This window comes from Akkermansia sp. AE01SA01 (assembly GCF_036417395.1).
Taxonomy (GTDB): domain Bacteria; phylum Verrucomicrobiota; class Verrucomicrobiia; order Verrucomicrobiales; family Akkermansiaceae; genus Akkermansia.
On sequence record NZ_CP143890.1, the window covers coordinates 535,188 to 549,454 of the forward strand.

The 14,267-nt window shown below is 57.6% G+C and carries 9 protein-coding genes; 2 read left to right on the top strand and 7 right to left on the bottom strand.

The genetic code is table 11. From position 1 onward, the window contains the following. Window positions 1–45 precede the first annotated feature (45 nt). The 5 genes from purM to V3C19_RS02185 form a co-directional block, all read right to left on the bottom strand. Window positions 46–1,047 (bottom strand): phosphoribosylformylglycinamidine cyclo-ligase, encoded by a 1,002-nt coding sequence (purM, locus tag V3C19_RS02165; protein ID WP_130083974.1) that lies wholly within the window; start codon window positions 1,045–1,047, stop codon window positions 46–48. 113 nt (window positions 1,048–1,160) lie between these two features. After that, on the bottom strand, window positions 1,161–1,622 hold the full coding sequence (locus V3C19_RS02170; RefSeq protein WP_130083973.1) for a DoxX family protein: 462 nt from the start codon (window positions 1,620–1,622) through the stop codon (window positions 1,161–1,163). A 149-nt stretch (window positions 1,623–1,771) separates the two neighbouring features. Next, on the bottom strand, window positions 1,772–2,746 hold the full coding sequence (locus V3C19_RS02175; RefSeq protein ID WP_130083972.1) for a GDSL-type esterase/lipase family protein: 975 nt from the start codon (window positions 2,744–2,746) through the stop codon (window positions 1,772–1,774). Between the two features lie 21 nt (window positions 2,747–2,767). Further along, window positions 2,768–4,306 carry a sialate O-acetylesterase gene (locus tag V3C19_RS02180; RefSeq protein WP_295932962.1) on the bottom strand — a complete coding sequence of 513 codons (1,539 nt, stop codon included), beginning with the start codon at window positions 4,304–4,306 and terminating at the stop codon, window positions 2,768–2,770. Window positions 4,307–4,315: 9 nt separating this feature from the next. Beyond that, window positions 4,316–5,092, bottom strand: a complete 777-nt coding sequence (locus tag V3C19_RS02185; RefSeq protein WP_130083970.1) for a VC0807 family protein — start codon at window positions 5,090–5,092, stop codon at window positions 4,316–4,318. A gap of 221 nt (window positions 5,093–5,313) precedes the next feature. On the opposite strand from V3C19_RS02185, the gene V3C19_RS02190 reads away from it, so the two are divergent. Then, the gene (locus V3C19_RS02190) at window positions 5,314–7,128 is read left to right on the top strand and encodes a DEAD/DEAH box helicase (RefSeq protein WP_161981308.1); all 1,815 of its coding nucleotides are present in this window, start codon (window positions 5,314–5,316) and stop codon (window positions 7,126–7,128) included. Window positions 7,129–7,367: 239 nt separating this feature from the next. On the opposite strand, the gene V3C19_RS02195 is transcribed toward V3C19_RS02190, so the two are convergent. Continuing rightward, window positions 7,368–10,373, bottom strand: a complete 3,006-nt coding sequence (locus tag V3C19_RS02195) for a GDSL-type esterase/lipase family protein (protein ID WP_295932959.1) — start codon at window positions 10,371–10,373, stop codon at window positions 7,368–7,370. A 103-nt stretch (window positions 10,374–10,476) separates the two neighbouring features. Continuing rightward, window positions 10,477–11,280: a PEP-CTERM sorting domain-containing protein gene (locus V3C19_RS02200; RefSeq protein WP_295932955.1), complete on the bottom strand. Its 804-nt coding sequence runs from the start codon at window positions 11,278–11,280 to the stop codon at window positions 10,477–10,479. A gap of 831 nt (window positions 11,281–12,111) precedes the next feature. On the opposite strand from V3C19_RS02200, the gene V3C19_RS02205 reads away from it, so the two are divergent. Continuing rightward, a complete protein-coding gene (locus tag V3C19_RS02205) occupies window positions 12,112–14,265 on the top strand; it encodes a sulfatase-like hydrolase/transferase (RefSeq protein WP_295932953.1) in 2,154 nt (717 codons plus the stop codon). The last annotated feature ends 2 nt before the right edge of the window (window positions 14,266–14,267 follow it).

Sequence of the window (14,267 nt, forward strand, 5' to 3'; positions counted from 1 at the left end):
TTGTCCTGCAAGTGTGGCGTAACCGACGCGGAAAAATGATGTTCTCTATTCGCCCTCTACTTTTACATGGATCCCGCGGCCTTCTCTCAATGTGCCGATCACTACGCCGCCCGGGCCTGCCTTGAGTGCGGCCTCCACGTCTTCCGGTTTTACGATAGCTACCCAGCCGATGCCCATGTTGAACGTGTTGAAGCGGTCTGCTGCGTCCACGTGCTTCAGTATTTTCTGGGCCGCCTCATTGTCCCAGTACGGAATGGACAGGTCCGCGCCATAGTCTCCCAGGAAGCGTTCCAGGTTTTCCGGAAGGCCGCCTCCGGTGATGTGGGCGTATGCCTTGGGTATGACGTTGGAACGCCGCATGTCTTCCACCACGTCGTGGTACAGGCGGGTGGGTAGCAGCAGGGAGCGGAGTTCCTCTTCGTTGACGACATCCGGGTTTTCTTCCAGAACGCGGCGGATGAGGCTCCAGCCGTTGGCGTGGAAACTGTCGGATTTGTAGCCGATGAAGATATCTCCGGAGCACACGGTCGTGGGATCGATCATCTTGCTTTTTTCACAACACCCGATGCAGAAGCCGGAAAGCTCCACGATGGATTCCGGAACGACTCCGGGCATTTCAGCCGTTTCTCCGCCGGCCAGGATGCAGTTGCAGGATTCCAGATAGTCGCACATGCCGGCGACCAGGCGCGTGATGCGCGTGCGTTCCGCTTCCAGATTGGAGATGCCCAGATAGTCCAGGAAGAGAAGGGGATCGCCTCCGGTAGTAAGGATGTCGTTGACGTTCATGGCCACGAGGTCCTTGCCGGCGGTTTCCACCATGTCCAGTTCAAAAAGGATTTCCGTCTTGGTGCCAACGCCGTCGCATCCGGTGACGATGACGGGTTCTTGATAGGAACTCAGGTCATAAGCGGCGGCAAAGAGACCGAAAGCTTGATGCAGAGAGCGTTTTTTCTGTGTTCTTTTAACGTGAGAACTAATGTCGGATACAAAAGCTGCCGCTTCCTTGGTATCGACCCCCGATTGCTTATAGGTTAATTTGCCGGACATGAACGGATGGACTGGGTGTGGCCACATCCTAAAGGAAGGCTCCTGCCGCGGCGAGTGAAAAAAGAAGTATTTTTGCCATGAGGCCGCGCGGGCCGGAGGCTTTTAAGGGGCGTTTATTCCACCTCTATTTTGCAGTCCTTCCGGAGCCACCATGCATCCAAGGAGAATTTGCCGGGTCCCGTATAAAAGAGGGTCAGGTAAATCAGGAGGTAGATGGCCGCCAGTTCCTGGGCGCCCCATCCGGACAGGCCAAGGTAAAGGAATAGCGCCACGCACATGTTGATGATGAGGATGAGGGAAGACAGGCGCGTCAGGAAGCCGAAGAACAGGAGGACGGAGCACCCTACTTCCGCGCTTACGCAGAGCAGCAGAGAAAGAAAGGAGCCGATGCCCAGCGGATCTTCAAACATGGCCCAGTTTCCGCTGAGGAGCATGTTCAGCTTCGGGATGCCGTGCACCAGCATCATCGCGCCCACGCCCAGACGCAACAGCAGAATGCCGAAGTCCATGCTGGTGTTTGTGGCAAGAGATCCCAGCAGGCAGCATGCGGAAGATTTGCATTGATTCTGTTCCATGCACTATATGACCTTGCCGGAAGCAAAAATGCTCAAATAAAACGCAATATAATTTCCACTCCTCCATTTCCTTTGACGGCCAGTGCCGTCTGGCAAAGAAAAAGACCGTTCCCCTTGGGAATGGCCTTGGAAAAAGAGGATGAAAGACGTTATTTTTTTGGCGGCAGCAATCTAAATACGGAAGGGGATTTGGAGGATTTGATTGTCAGGGGCTTGGTCGGGTCCGTCTGCGTTTCCGTTCCAATGCTGATGATGATCCTGTCTCCGGGATGAACGACCGTGGCGTTTTCAAAGACAAGCGTGCCGGCTCCATCCGTGAGCCTCCATCCGTCCAGCAGGATGCCGGAGTCTCCCTTGTTGTTGATGATGAGACTGTCCGCACCTTCTTCCAACTGGGGAACCGGCTGTTTGATTTTCATGCTTTTCATTAGCTTGGCGAAGGTGATTTCCGCAATGCGCCTGGCGCCTTCCGCCGTGGGGTGCAGACCGTCCACATACCATTCCGGATGGCCGGAAAGGGGAGTGAGGGCATCAAAGAGGGCGATTTTGTGTTTGCGTGCCACGGAGGCGATCAGTTTTTCCGCTTCCGGCCGGTTGGCGGCGGAACCGTTGTCCGATAATGCGTATTTGCGTACGTCCGGATAGCAGTTGCCGGGAAAGGCTTTTTTGCCGAGAGGTCCGCGGTAGTCAGGTCCCAGCATGCCCCAGGCAAAGAATTTAGCTTTCGGGCTGGCGGATTTCCAAGCTTTGAACAGGTCCTCATAGCCCTTGACGAACAGGCCGGAGTTCCACCAGCGGCCCGTATCGTTGATGCCCAGGTTGCTGATATAAATGTCAGCCTTGAAGTCCAGGGCCTGCTTGTGCTGGGGGGTGCTTCCGAACCAGCGGCCTGCCTGCCCCGGGTAGTCTCCCGCCGTTTTTCCCGGATTGCCGAATCCTTTGACGTCATAGCCCGGCCCCATCAGGGTGGCGAGCACCTCGGGATAGCGGGCATCTCCCGGCTTGAGGCCGGAACCGAAGGTGATGCTGTCCCCTACACAGGCTATTTTGGTGGGGGCGGCCTGCACCGCGAATCCCAGGGAAAGGGTTGCTGCGAGGGAGGCGAAGAGAAGATGAAGGTTCATGGTGTGAAGGAGTAAGGCGGGTTATTTTTTAGAGGAAGGTGTATCCGTCCGGAAAGGGCGGGCGGGGAGCTGGTCGCCGTTGACCAGGTTGGGCGTTACAAAACGATTCCAGCAGTACCGGGCATGCTTTGGGGATTTGACTTCCGGGGAGGTGAGGCGGATGACGGCGGTATGGCCTTTCCTGTTCGTGATTTCCGCCGAGGCGGGATGGTAGACGCCGTCCGCTCCGGCAATTTCAAACTGGGCCGGTTCCCTGCCGTCCGTCGTGGTCAGTCCGGCGGCATGTTCCATTTGGATCAGGATGCTGGAGCCAGAGGGCTTGAAGGTCCTGAGGGCGGGGCCTTCACAGGGAACCTTTTTGCCGTAGATCTTGTTCAGAGCCGTGTTGCCCGCGCGTTCCCCTACGGGACGCTTGAACGGGGGATGCACGTCTGCGTTGGTGGATCCCAGGTCAATGGTATTGACGCTATAGACGTGCGGGACGGTTTTGGCTACCGCATCCTGCATTTCACGGAATTCGGGCCATCCGGCCCGGGTTTTTGACGGATCGTTGATGCGGGGGAGCTGAATCATCACAAACGGCATGTCCGGATTCCGGAAGGCCTTTCTCCAGGAAGAGATCATGGTTTTCAGCAGCTTGCCGTTTTGTTCGTTGTCAATGATCTCCGCATCGGATTCCCCCTGATACCAGAGGACGCCGGTGATGGGGAGGGCCGTTGTCCACGCGATGCCGGATTCATACAGGAACGCTGGCTTGTAGGGGTGGTTCGGGGAACCCTGGTTGAGCCGCGGGGAGATGTTCTTTCTGGCGCGTCCCTTCACCCAGCCGGAGATGAGAGGGGAATCCAGCCAGTTGTTGCCGCGCAGGGTGCGGAAGCTGCTGTTGGTGTTGATAACCTGCTGGGGAATCCACGCCGCTATTTCCGAGCCGCCCAGGGATGAGTGGATGATGCCTACCGGGATGCTCAGGCCCTCGCGGAGTTTTTTGCCGAAGTAGTAGCCGACGGCCGCCATCGGACCGGAGGTGGAGGGCGAGCTGACGACCCATTTTCCTTGGTAGAACTTGTCCGTGGTGACGGCATTAAAGTCTTTGTCGGAATAGGGGGCGTTATTCGTATGGGCCTGGGGAACGTTGTTGAGCAGCCGGAGCTGTTCGTCGCCGGAGGCGGCTATGTCTTCTTTGGCCGTGGAGGTCTGGTTCAGGCGAAACAGCATGTTGGATTGCCCGGAAGCCAGCCACACTTCGCCCACTAGCAGGTCGTCCAGTTGAGAGGAGTCTCCGTTTTGGGAGGCTGTCAGGGGCCGGCCCGTGGCATTAGGCTGCATGGGAGGCAGTGTGACGCTCCATTTTCCCTGGGGATCAGCTTTTGTTTTCAGGGTGACGCTGCCGAAGGTGACGGTTACTTCCTTGTTGGGATCAGCCGTGCCGGAGACGGGCACGTTTTTTCCATGGGGAATAACCATGTGGGAACCGTAGATGCGGTCGAATTGCGGAGCGGCTGCCCACGCCGCATTCAGAGCAATGACGGCAGCCAGGATGCATGGAGTATGGATGTGCATGGTTTGGAGCTATTTAAGAAGAAGTTCGTCCCGTGTGAGACCGGTCAACTGTCCGAGCCGTTTGATGAGGCGTATCATGATCAAGACGAGGGCGACCAGGATGGGCACCCCGATGATCAGGAAACCCCACCAGGTAATGCTGCCGATGGCTACGTTGTAGGCCACCTGCTGTTCTTCTGCGGGCAGGCGCATGACGGAGGACATGAAGGAGAGACTCAGGAAGAAATTGCCTATGGAGGACGCCACGAGCGTTCCCGCCAGAATCCAGGAGGAGCCGGCCAGCAGGCGCTGATAGTCCCGTTCCCTGCCGCTGGACGCCACTGCCTGTTCTATTCTGGGGACGTCGAACAGCTCCGGTGTGTAAATGAACATGTTGAGCAGGGGGACGCTTGTGGAGCGGGAGACGATGACGGCCGCCGCCAAAATGAGGGGGATCAGCGCTTCCTTGCCGGCAAAGAGCCAGGGAGTGGCGCCGTGGATGCGGCCTCCCGGCCCGATGACGAAGATGCTGATGATGCCGGTGAGAAGCACGCCGGCCATGCCCACGCCGGACATGAGGTCGAATTTTTTGGTGACGACCAGGGAACGGATTCCGTACACTAACGGAAGAGACAGAGCAATTACGAGAGCCCAGACCGGGCCGATATGCCAGAAGCTTTCTCCGGCGGCCCGTTCGAGGGGGTTGGCGGGGCCTGCGCTGCAGTAGTCCAGGATCAACACCGGAAGAAGGATATTGATGAAGATGCCGAGAAGGGAGGAACGGGAGCCGGATTGCGTTTTATCCATGAATTGAGCGATATAAGTTCGTAACATACGTACAGGTTTCCCCGCAAGTTGCAAGCCCGTGTGCGAACGTAAAGACCAGAAGAGGCAGAAGCGGCCTTTTTCCGGGAGAATGGCGCTCTGCGGAAATCGTGGCATGTGGCTGTATGTTTCGTTCTTTTGTCTGGACACGGCGGGTAATAACGTTCAGCTTCTCCCGTGGCCCTGAAAGAGCCTTTTTCCCCATGACTCAGACATCTTCATTTTCGACGCTTGGTATTTCACCGGAAGTTCTGGAGGCCATCGAGGTTCTCGGCTTCGACACGCCGTCCGCCATTCAGGAGCAAGCCATTCCCGCAGCCATAGGAGGGTCTGATATCGTGGGACTTTCCCATACGGGTTCCGGCAAGACGCTTGCGTTTGCCATTCCGGCGTTGGAATGCATTGATCCGGATGAACGCGCCGTCCAGGTGCTGGCCCTGTGCCCCACGCGGGAACTGGCCGTGCAGATTTGCCGGGAGGTGGACAAGCTGGCCCTGTTCATGGACGGCGTTTCCGCGGTACCCATTTACGGCGGCTCTTCCTTCCGCCCCCAGTTGGACGCCCTGCGCCGCGGCGTGCAGTTCGTGGTAGGCACCCCGGGCCGCGTGATGGACCTGATGGAGTCCGGCGCCCTGCGTCTGGACCATCTCCGCATGCTGATCCTGGATGAAGCGGACGAGATGCTGGACATGGGATTCCTGGAGGATATTGAGCGCATTGCGGAGGCCATGCCGGAAACGAAGCAGACCCTGTTTTTCTCCGCCACCATGTCTCCGGAGATCAACCGGCTGGTGAGCCGTTTTATGAAGGATCCCGTTCAGATTACGATTGAACGGCCTACGCTGACGGTACCCACGATCGAGCAGCTTTATTACGAGGTGGTGTTTTCTTCCAGGATTGAGGTGCTCAGCCGCCTGCTGGATACGGGAAAGATCAAGATGGGGCTGGTGTTCGCCAATACCAAGAAAGTGGTGGATGACATCGTGGACGGCCTGACGGCCCGGGGGTATGCCGTTGACCGTCTTCACGGTGACATGCCCCAGATCATGCGGGAGCGTGTGATGGACTCTTTCCGCAAGGGGAGCCTCCGCCTGCTGGTGGCTACGGATATTGCCGCCCGGGGCCTGGACGTGGACGATGTGGATGCCGTGGTGAATTTTGAATTGCCGCGCGATCCTGAGGATTACGTGCACCGCATCGGCCGCACTGCGCGCGCCGGGCGCAAGGGAAAAGCCATTACGTTTGTAGGGCGCCGCGATTTTTCGCTGATGAGCCGGATTGAACGGTTCATAGGCGTCAAGCTGACTCCAGAACCGGTGATGACCGCCGTCCAGGTGGACCAGCTGCGGACGGAATCCCTGGTGGATGATATTCTGGAACGCCTGAAACCGGATGCTATTCTCCCGGAAGAATTGAAGGATGTGGAAGCGGCCCCGGAATCCCTGGCGGCGGCCTTGTTTGATTTGCTCAGGGAGCGTACCCACCGGGAAGTGCAGCCTATTCCGGAAGATAAGCCCGCTCGCCGGCCGCGCCATACGCAGCAGTCCGGAGAGGATGGGGAAAGCCCACAGAAAGGGGATTCCTGGATGAACAAGGATGATACGGTTACGCTGTTCATGAATGGCGGCCGTATGATTGGCCTGCGGCCCAAGGATATTGCCGGGCTGTTTTACAATACGGTGGAGATGGAGAAAGGCGCCGTGGGCGATATACGAATTTTTGCCAAGCATTCCCTGATTGAAGTGGACGCCTCCGTGGCTCCCCAGCTTCTGAACGCTCTGGCGAACGCTACGATTTGCGGCTATGAGGTCAATGTTCGCGAGGACAAGGGCACGCCGGAATATTCCGATGGTCCGCGTCCCCCGCGCAGAAACGGCGGGTTCCGCGGTGGCTACCGTGGTGACCGGGACCGCAATGACCGCGGGGGCTTCAGAGGACCCCGCGGCGGGTTCCGCAGTGACCGGGGAGAGCGCTGGGGCGACCGGCCCCGCAGGGATGACAGGAAGAAGAGGTTCTGACGCCTGTTCCCTTTCTGCAAGGAAGAGTGTTTCCCCCCCTTCACGATCGCCATGGGCCGCCTTCGTGGCGGTTAAATCATCCGTTTTTCCGGCACGGAATGCTGCCGTTTGAATCGCATGGTCATGAAGCCCGGCTGTCTTGTTGCCTGACGCCGTATCTGAAAAAAATCGGGGCTGTTCCGCGTCTGGCGGGACAGCCCCTTCAGTTCCCATTGAAGCCTGAAGAAAACAAAGGGCCGTCAATGGGGAATTGTTCTGCTCCTTCTCCACAGCAGGGCAGCCAGTCCCAGCAGGCTGAGGGTTGCGGTTCCCGGTTCCGGAACCTGGGCGAAGATCATGGCGGTGTTGGCCTGGGGGTCCGTCGTCATCTGCGCGTCATAGAGGACGCCGTTGCTCAGGAATTTGATATTGGCCAGGTTGGCGGGAATTTCCGTCAGGGAAAGCGTGTAGCTGCTTGTTCCGGTGATGTCCACGATGACGGAGCCCGCAGTAAGCGCCTGAAGCGTCAAGGCCGCGTTTTCCCCCAGCACCAGGGATGTCAGGTCCGAAGCTCCGGCCAGCGTCAGGGCGCTTCCGGATTCAATGGTCAGGGTGAGGGCACCGCCCAGGGAATCCAGCGCGGTATTGGTGCGGTTGACCACGGAGACGTGGGTAAAATCACTCAGGGAGGCCTGGAAGCTGTTCACGGTTACGTGGTCCAGAACCAGGGTCCGGTTGCCGCTGACGTTCGTGCCGCCGCTGATGGCTCCCGCGTATTTGTCAAAGCCGTAGGCCGCCGTGCCGGAAGCGAGGTCTTTGATGCGGACCTCGGAATTCCCGCCGACGGTGCCTCCGGAGCCTCCCCCGGAGATGGAGCCCCAGGAAGAACCGTTGTGAAGCACGGCGGAGTTGCCCGTCACGGTGACGGACGTATTGCCCCGTACGGCGCCGCTGCTCCCTCCCGCGTAAACGTTCCCCCTGATGAGGCCGCCCGTCACGTTCACGGAACTTCCCTGCATGATGCTGCCCCCTTTACCCGCCCCGTACACGGAGCCGGAGATGTCGCCGCCCGTAACCGTGGCGTTCGTGCCGCCGTCAATGGTTCCGGTCAGGCCGCCGCCCATTACGTCCCCGTTCACGCTGCCGCCGTTGACGTAGACGTGCGCGCCCCCGCCGATGGTTTTATCGTTTCCGGAGAAAATGCCGCCCATGACCTGGCTGGAAAACGTGCCTGAATTGATCACGATGTCCACATTTCCCCCAATGTCGGAGCCGTAGGAACCTGCCACGGAAGAAGCGTTGGTGGTTGTGAAGGTGCCGAAGAATGCCTTTTCCGCGGAGAATTCCAGATAAACGTTTCCGGTCACCCGGGTGGAATTCACGGCGCCGAAGACGGTGCTTCCTCCCTTGGCTGAACCCGTGAAGCGCAGATAGGCGCTGCCGTCGAGCGTGCCTCCGTTCTGACCGTATTCGGCGCCGTGGGCTCCGTACCAGGATGAGGCCTCCCCTTCTCCGGAGATGGTTAGCCAGACGTCGCCCGTGTAATTGCCTTTATTCGCGAAAATATAGGAGGCGCTGCCGGAAGTGATGGTTGCGGAGACGGAGTTTCCCGCCTTCCCGGTGGAAGAATCCGCCATGGAGCGCGCGTTGAAGCCCCCGGAGCAGACTAGGCCGTCTTTGACGTGGGTGAAGCCTTTTTCCGGCCAGACGATGTTTCCTTGAGGCGGGCTGGCCGCGTTGCCGGAACCGGAGGAGATGAACGCGTTGTCCTTGTTGACCAGACCGGAGGTGGTGGGGGCGTAGGAGCCGGTCCCGTCCAGGGCCATATCTTTCAGAATGGCGTTTCCGCTGCCGTCATACTGAATGATGACGCCGTTGAGGCCGGAACCGGAGGTGACGGAAAGGGCCTCCCCGATCAGCATGTCCCCAAGCCAGATGTAATAGCCTCCCTTCAGGCCTTCCTGTTCATTGCCGTTCACATAGGCCATGCGCAGGCTGTCCGTGTTGGCGGACATGTCCATGGAATACAGGATGGTGTCCCCCCATTTGATGTAGGCCTCGCAAATATTGAGCGTTCCGTAAAAGGAGCCGTTGCCCAGGCTGACGCTGAACTGGTCGGAGACGTTCCAGCCGCTGGCCGCTCCGTCTCCCAGGCTCAGCGTGAAGTCAAAGGTGAATCCGCCGGACAGGTCGGTCCCTTCCGTCCATGTATGGCTGATCATGCTGCTACCGGGCTGTCCCAGGCTGATGCCGGCGGAAGACACCGTGACGTTGGACACGGCAAAGCCGACATCCGTCAGATCCTGCACCCCGGTCCATGCGGGGGCCTGGCCTCCCTGGTGGAAATTGACGGCCAGATCGGAGACGGCTTTTCTCTGTTGTCCCGCGGAACGCCCTGCGTAGCCCATGGCCTTGGCGATGTTGCCCGCCATGATGAGGTCTCCCTGCGCGTTGGGGTGCAGGCCGTCTTTTCCGGGGGCGTTGAACATGGAGCCGACGCCGTAGAACGGGGTTTTGGAAGCCACGTCGATCATCCCCTTGTTGACGTCGATGACGGAGACTCCCTGCTTGTTCTGTCCCCAGGATTTCAGGGAATCATTATAGGTGTTCACGGCCGCGTGGGTGGCGTCGGAGTTGGCATTGCCGTGTGTCGTCCAGCAGGGAAGAGTCATCACGATGACGTTCGCACTGCTGTTGGCAGTGAGCATGCTGTTCACGATGGAATCCATGTTGCCCAGCAATGCGTTCGTGGCGTTCTCGATGCGGTCGCCCAGGGTTGCGTTGTTCCCGTCGGACAAAAGGTCATTGGTGCCGATCATCAGGAAAAAAGTATCCGGCGTGTCGGCTCCGGTAAAAGTCGGCCCCGTATAGGCGGCTCCGTTTGTCTTGGTGCCGGAATGGCCCAGCCAGTTGTCGATGTTGGAGCCGTTAAAGCGGCCTCCGTATCTTTGTCCTGAAATTTCCCATGCCCTGGCGCTGGACTGGGAGGAGTGCTTGTTGTTGAAAACCTGACCCCCATAGGAAGTTCCAGCCGTGACGCCGCCGGAGTTGTTGCCGGTGTTCACGCCTTCCGCGTTGCAGGAAATGCCATTGTCCGCAAAGATCTTGTGCAAGGCCCAGCGGTAGGACCCGCTATTGACGCCGTGGGTGATGGAATCCCCCACGAACATGACATTGCCCAAATCCGTTCCCGAGGCGATGGTGGTTGAGGGGGCGGCGACCGCCAGCAGCGCGGCGAGCAGGGAAAGGGGAAGCCTGGTTTTCATGGAAATGGAGAAGAGAATGAAACGGGTATTTGAATTTCAGGTAAAGAACGGCCATCCGGGTCGGGCCGGATGGCCGTGAAAGGTTGTCAGGGATGAATTCCGGTCAGGATCTGCGGCGGCGCAGCATCAGCACGCTCAAGCCCAGCAGGCTAAGGGATGCCGTGGCCGGTTCAGGGACCAGCTGGTTATAGTAATTCTTGAAGGCTTCTTCATCCATGACTCCGCCCGTCACGATTTGCATGCCTTCGAGGGTCAGGTTGCTGGAGGGAGTGAAGCTGTTGGTGATGCTTGTGCTGTTGGTTGTTCCTTTGCCTCCTACGAAAAGATGTTCCAATTGTTTGCTGAAGTTGATTCCTCCGCCATTGGATGTGATGCTTCCAATTTTACCACTGTCCAGGTAGACATCCAGATTGACATTGTTATCAGAGGTTTTTGTCCATACAACAGACAGATTGCCCGTATTTCCCGTTACGGAGATGGTGGGATCTGTTGTCCCGTATTTCCCTTCGGTTTGGGTGGTACCCCAGTAGCCGAAATGAACTCCCCCGTCCTTGTACTGGGCTCCGAAAAGGCCGGCGTAGGCGCCAGTTCCAAATTGAGCGGAAAACAGCGTGGAGCCTGTTCCAGAATCAAGAGTGGAGAGATCGAAGGTCAGGGCTACGCTGAAAGACTGGCCTGCATTAACATTCGGGCGATTCGTTGCTCCGGTCATGGTAAAGTCCAGGGAACCGTTGTTCAGGGAAAGGCCTCCGGTACCTGTTGCAGTGGCATTTGTTCCGCTCAGGGAAATGCCGTCCTGGCTGGTTCCGCCGAGAAGGCTGGAGAAATCCGTAATGGTGGTGGTTGCCCCCAGGGAGACGGAACATCCCAGGACGGCAAGCAGGGCGGATATAGATTTAATCTTCATGCAGTATAATATGTGAGGGTTGGAAAGGCTGTACGGACAGCGATATGGGTTCTTTACCGGATTGCAAATCCGCAAACAATGCCGAATATTGGAGAGCAAATCCTTAATTGACCTCAAGTTATTCTTTTTTAGAAAACTACGGTTGCTCTGGTCTTTCGCTGGAATGTGTTTCCTGCTGACTATGAGTCAGTTATCCGGTCATATAAAAAAGAGGAGAGTAAGCGCGGATTTGCAACCCGCCGCTGGGCCGTGCACAAACATGATTTTTTCTTCTTTTTTTTCTACGCAATGTTCTCCAAATGAAGAAAATATCCATTTATTCCTTCTGCCCGCCAATTTCTTTCCGATGGACCGGAAGAGAAGCCCTGACGGGGCGGAGGGTGGGCTGCGGCGCACCGGAACGATCGGTACGGGGTGATCTTTTGCGGTACCGCAGCCGGTACTGGTCTTTCCGTCCGCCGGTTCTCCTCTTCCTCAAGGGGGTGAAAGAAAACAATTGTTTTTCCGAATATATCGGGGGCTGTCCTGAATCAGCAGGATAAAATGGTTCTTCAAGTATTCTTTGACGCTTTCACATGCAAACATGCTTTCGGAGTACCGTATTGTCCAGGATTTCAGGGATTCCTCTTGTATGTGATAAAGAAGGGCTGAACGGAGGAGGAGAATGCCAATGAGAACAGGGAGGAGGTTTCATGACACTCTCCACAATAATTCGTGTGGCTCCATGGTCAATTCGGCGGCGCTGTTTAATTTGCTTGAGGGGAGTCAGGTTTTCTGTAAGATTGATCATCCCTGCAACGTTTACATGTTAATCACATTTCCATTTTCAAGATGAAATTGCTGCCTTTCCTGACCGTTTTGCTAACTGCCGCCATTCCCTGCATGGCCGTTCCTGGAAACGCCGTGAACCCTTCCGCCAAACCGGGAAAAACTGAGCGGCCCAATATCATTTTCATTCTGGTGGATGACATGGGGTGGGGCGATCTGGATTCCAACTGGAGCCAGGAGAATTTGAATGGACGCACGGTGGGCAGGAAGAACGAGTTTAAAACTCCGGCCTTGTCAGCCATGGCCCGTGAAGGGATTCAGCTGCGCCGCCATTATTCCGCCGCGCCCGTATGTGCTCCGGCACGCGCCTCCCTGCTGCTGGGCGTGCACCAGGGAACTTCCCGTGTGGTGAGGAACAACCGGTTTGACCATCCCATTGAAGATTCCCATACGCTGGGTTCCGTCTTGAAGGAAGCCGGATATGATACCGCTGCCATCGGCAAATGGGGTGTGGGCGGCGGCGGGCAGAGCCATGGCCCGGTGACGGGCGGCCCCCACCAGCGCGGATTCAATTATTTTTATGGCATTCTGGACCATTTGGCCGGACATTTCCACTATCCTTCCGAATCCCGCGATCTTTTTGAATACAACGGTTACGCCCCGAATCCGGAGTGGAAGAATATCAAGGAGCAGGTTCCCCTGACCGCCTATTCCACGGATTTGTTTGGCGCCCGCGCCAAGCAGTGGATCATGGACCAGCGCAAGTCCGCCCGCAAGACCGGCAAGCCGTTTTTCCTGTATCTGGCTTTTCCGGCTCCCCACGGGAGCCTGACGGTTCCCGGTACGCCCTATCCTTCCGGCGGCGGTGTGAAAGGCGGCCTGCAATGGGTAAAGAAGAACGGCACGGAATCCGCCAATACGGCTTTTGGCCCCAAGGCGGAGAAGGACAAGGATACTTATATTTATCCGGACAATTCCCGTTTTCCGAATGAGGTGGCCAAGCGTCATTCCACCATGATCCGCCGAGTGGATGATGTAGTGGCGGATTTGATTCATTTGCTGAAGGATTTGAAGATAGACAACAATACGATGATTGTTTTCACGTCCGACAATGGCCCCCACAATGAAGGCGGCGCCGATATGAAGCATCAGCACGGAGCGCAGAATCCGCAGTTTTTCAAGAGTTACGGGATGATGGACGGCATCAAGCGGGATTGCTGGGAAGGCGGCATGCGTGTTCCCACGCTGGTACGCTGGCCTGCCCGCATTCCCAAGGGTCAGGTCAGTCTTCAGCCCGGTCAATTCCATGACTGGCTGGCTACCCTGGCGGATGCCGCCGGCGTGCCTGTTCCGGCCCGCAGCGACGGTGTTTCCCTGATGCCGACGCTGACAGGGCACGCGGACAAGCAGAAGCCGGGCATTGTTTACACCGAGTACAACCACGGAAGCAAAACCCCCGGTTACAAGGATTTCCTGGGTGAGCACAAGGGTGCCCAGCGCGGCCAGCAGCAGATCGTCTTTGTGGACGGTTTGAAGGGGCTGCGCATGGGGGTGAAGGATGCGGACAAGGATTTCATGATTTTCGATACCTTGAAGGACCCGCAGGAAAGCAAGGATCTGGCCGCGTCCAAACCGGAACTGCAGGCTCGCATGAAGGCTGCCGCATTGTCCAATCGCCGGGCATCCCATCCTTCCAAGACGGTGTTTGATACGGCTCTGGTGCCTGCCGTGGAAGCCAAGGGAGTTCCCGGCCTGAAGTGGTCCCTGTATGAAGGGGAATTCCCCTGGGTGCCCGATTTCCGCCAGATGAAGGCTCCGGCTGTCTCCCACGGCGTGACGCAAGCCCCGTCCGTCAAGATGAACGGTCCCAGGAAGCGGGGCGTGGAACTGACGGGTTACGTGAATGTTCCCGCAGACGGCGCCTATACCTTTTATCTGACTACGGACGCCAACAAGGGGAGCAAGGCTTTTGTGCGCCTGCACGGGATGGAGCTGATTGATGCGGACAAGGTGTATCATCCCGGAACGGAAGTATCCTCCGACCTGGGGGAAGAAAACAATCCCGTGTATTTGAAGGCGGGCCAGCATCCCATCCGCATCGGCTATGTGGGGACGGCCGGTTCCGGTTCCGCAGTGACTCTGAAGTGGAAAGGGCCCAATCTGCCCAAGCAGGAGATTCCCGTTTCCGCATTCAGCCATTCCCCGGATGGCAAGTAAAG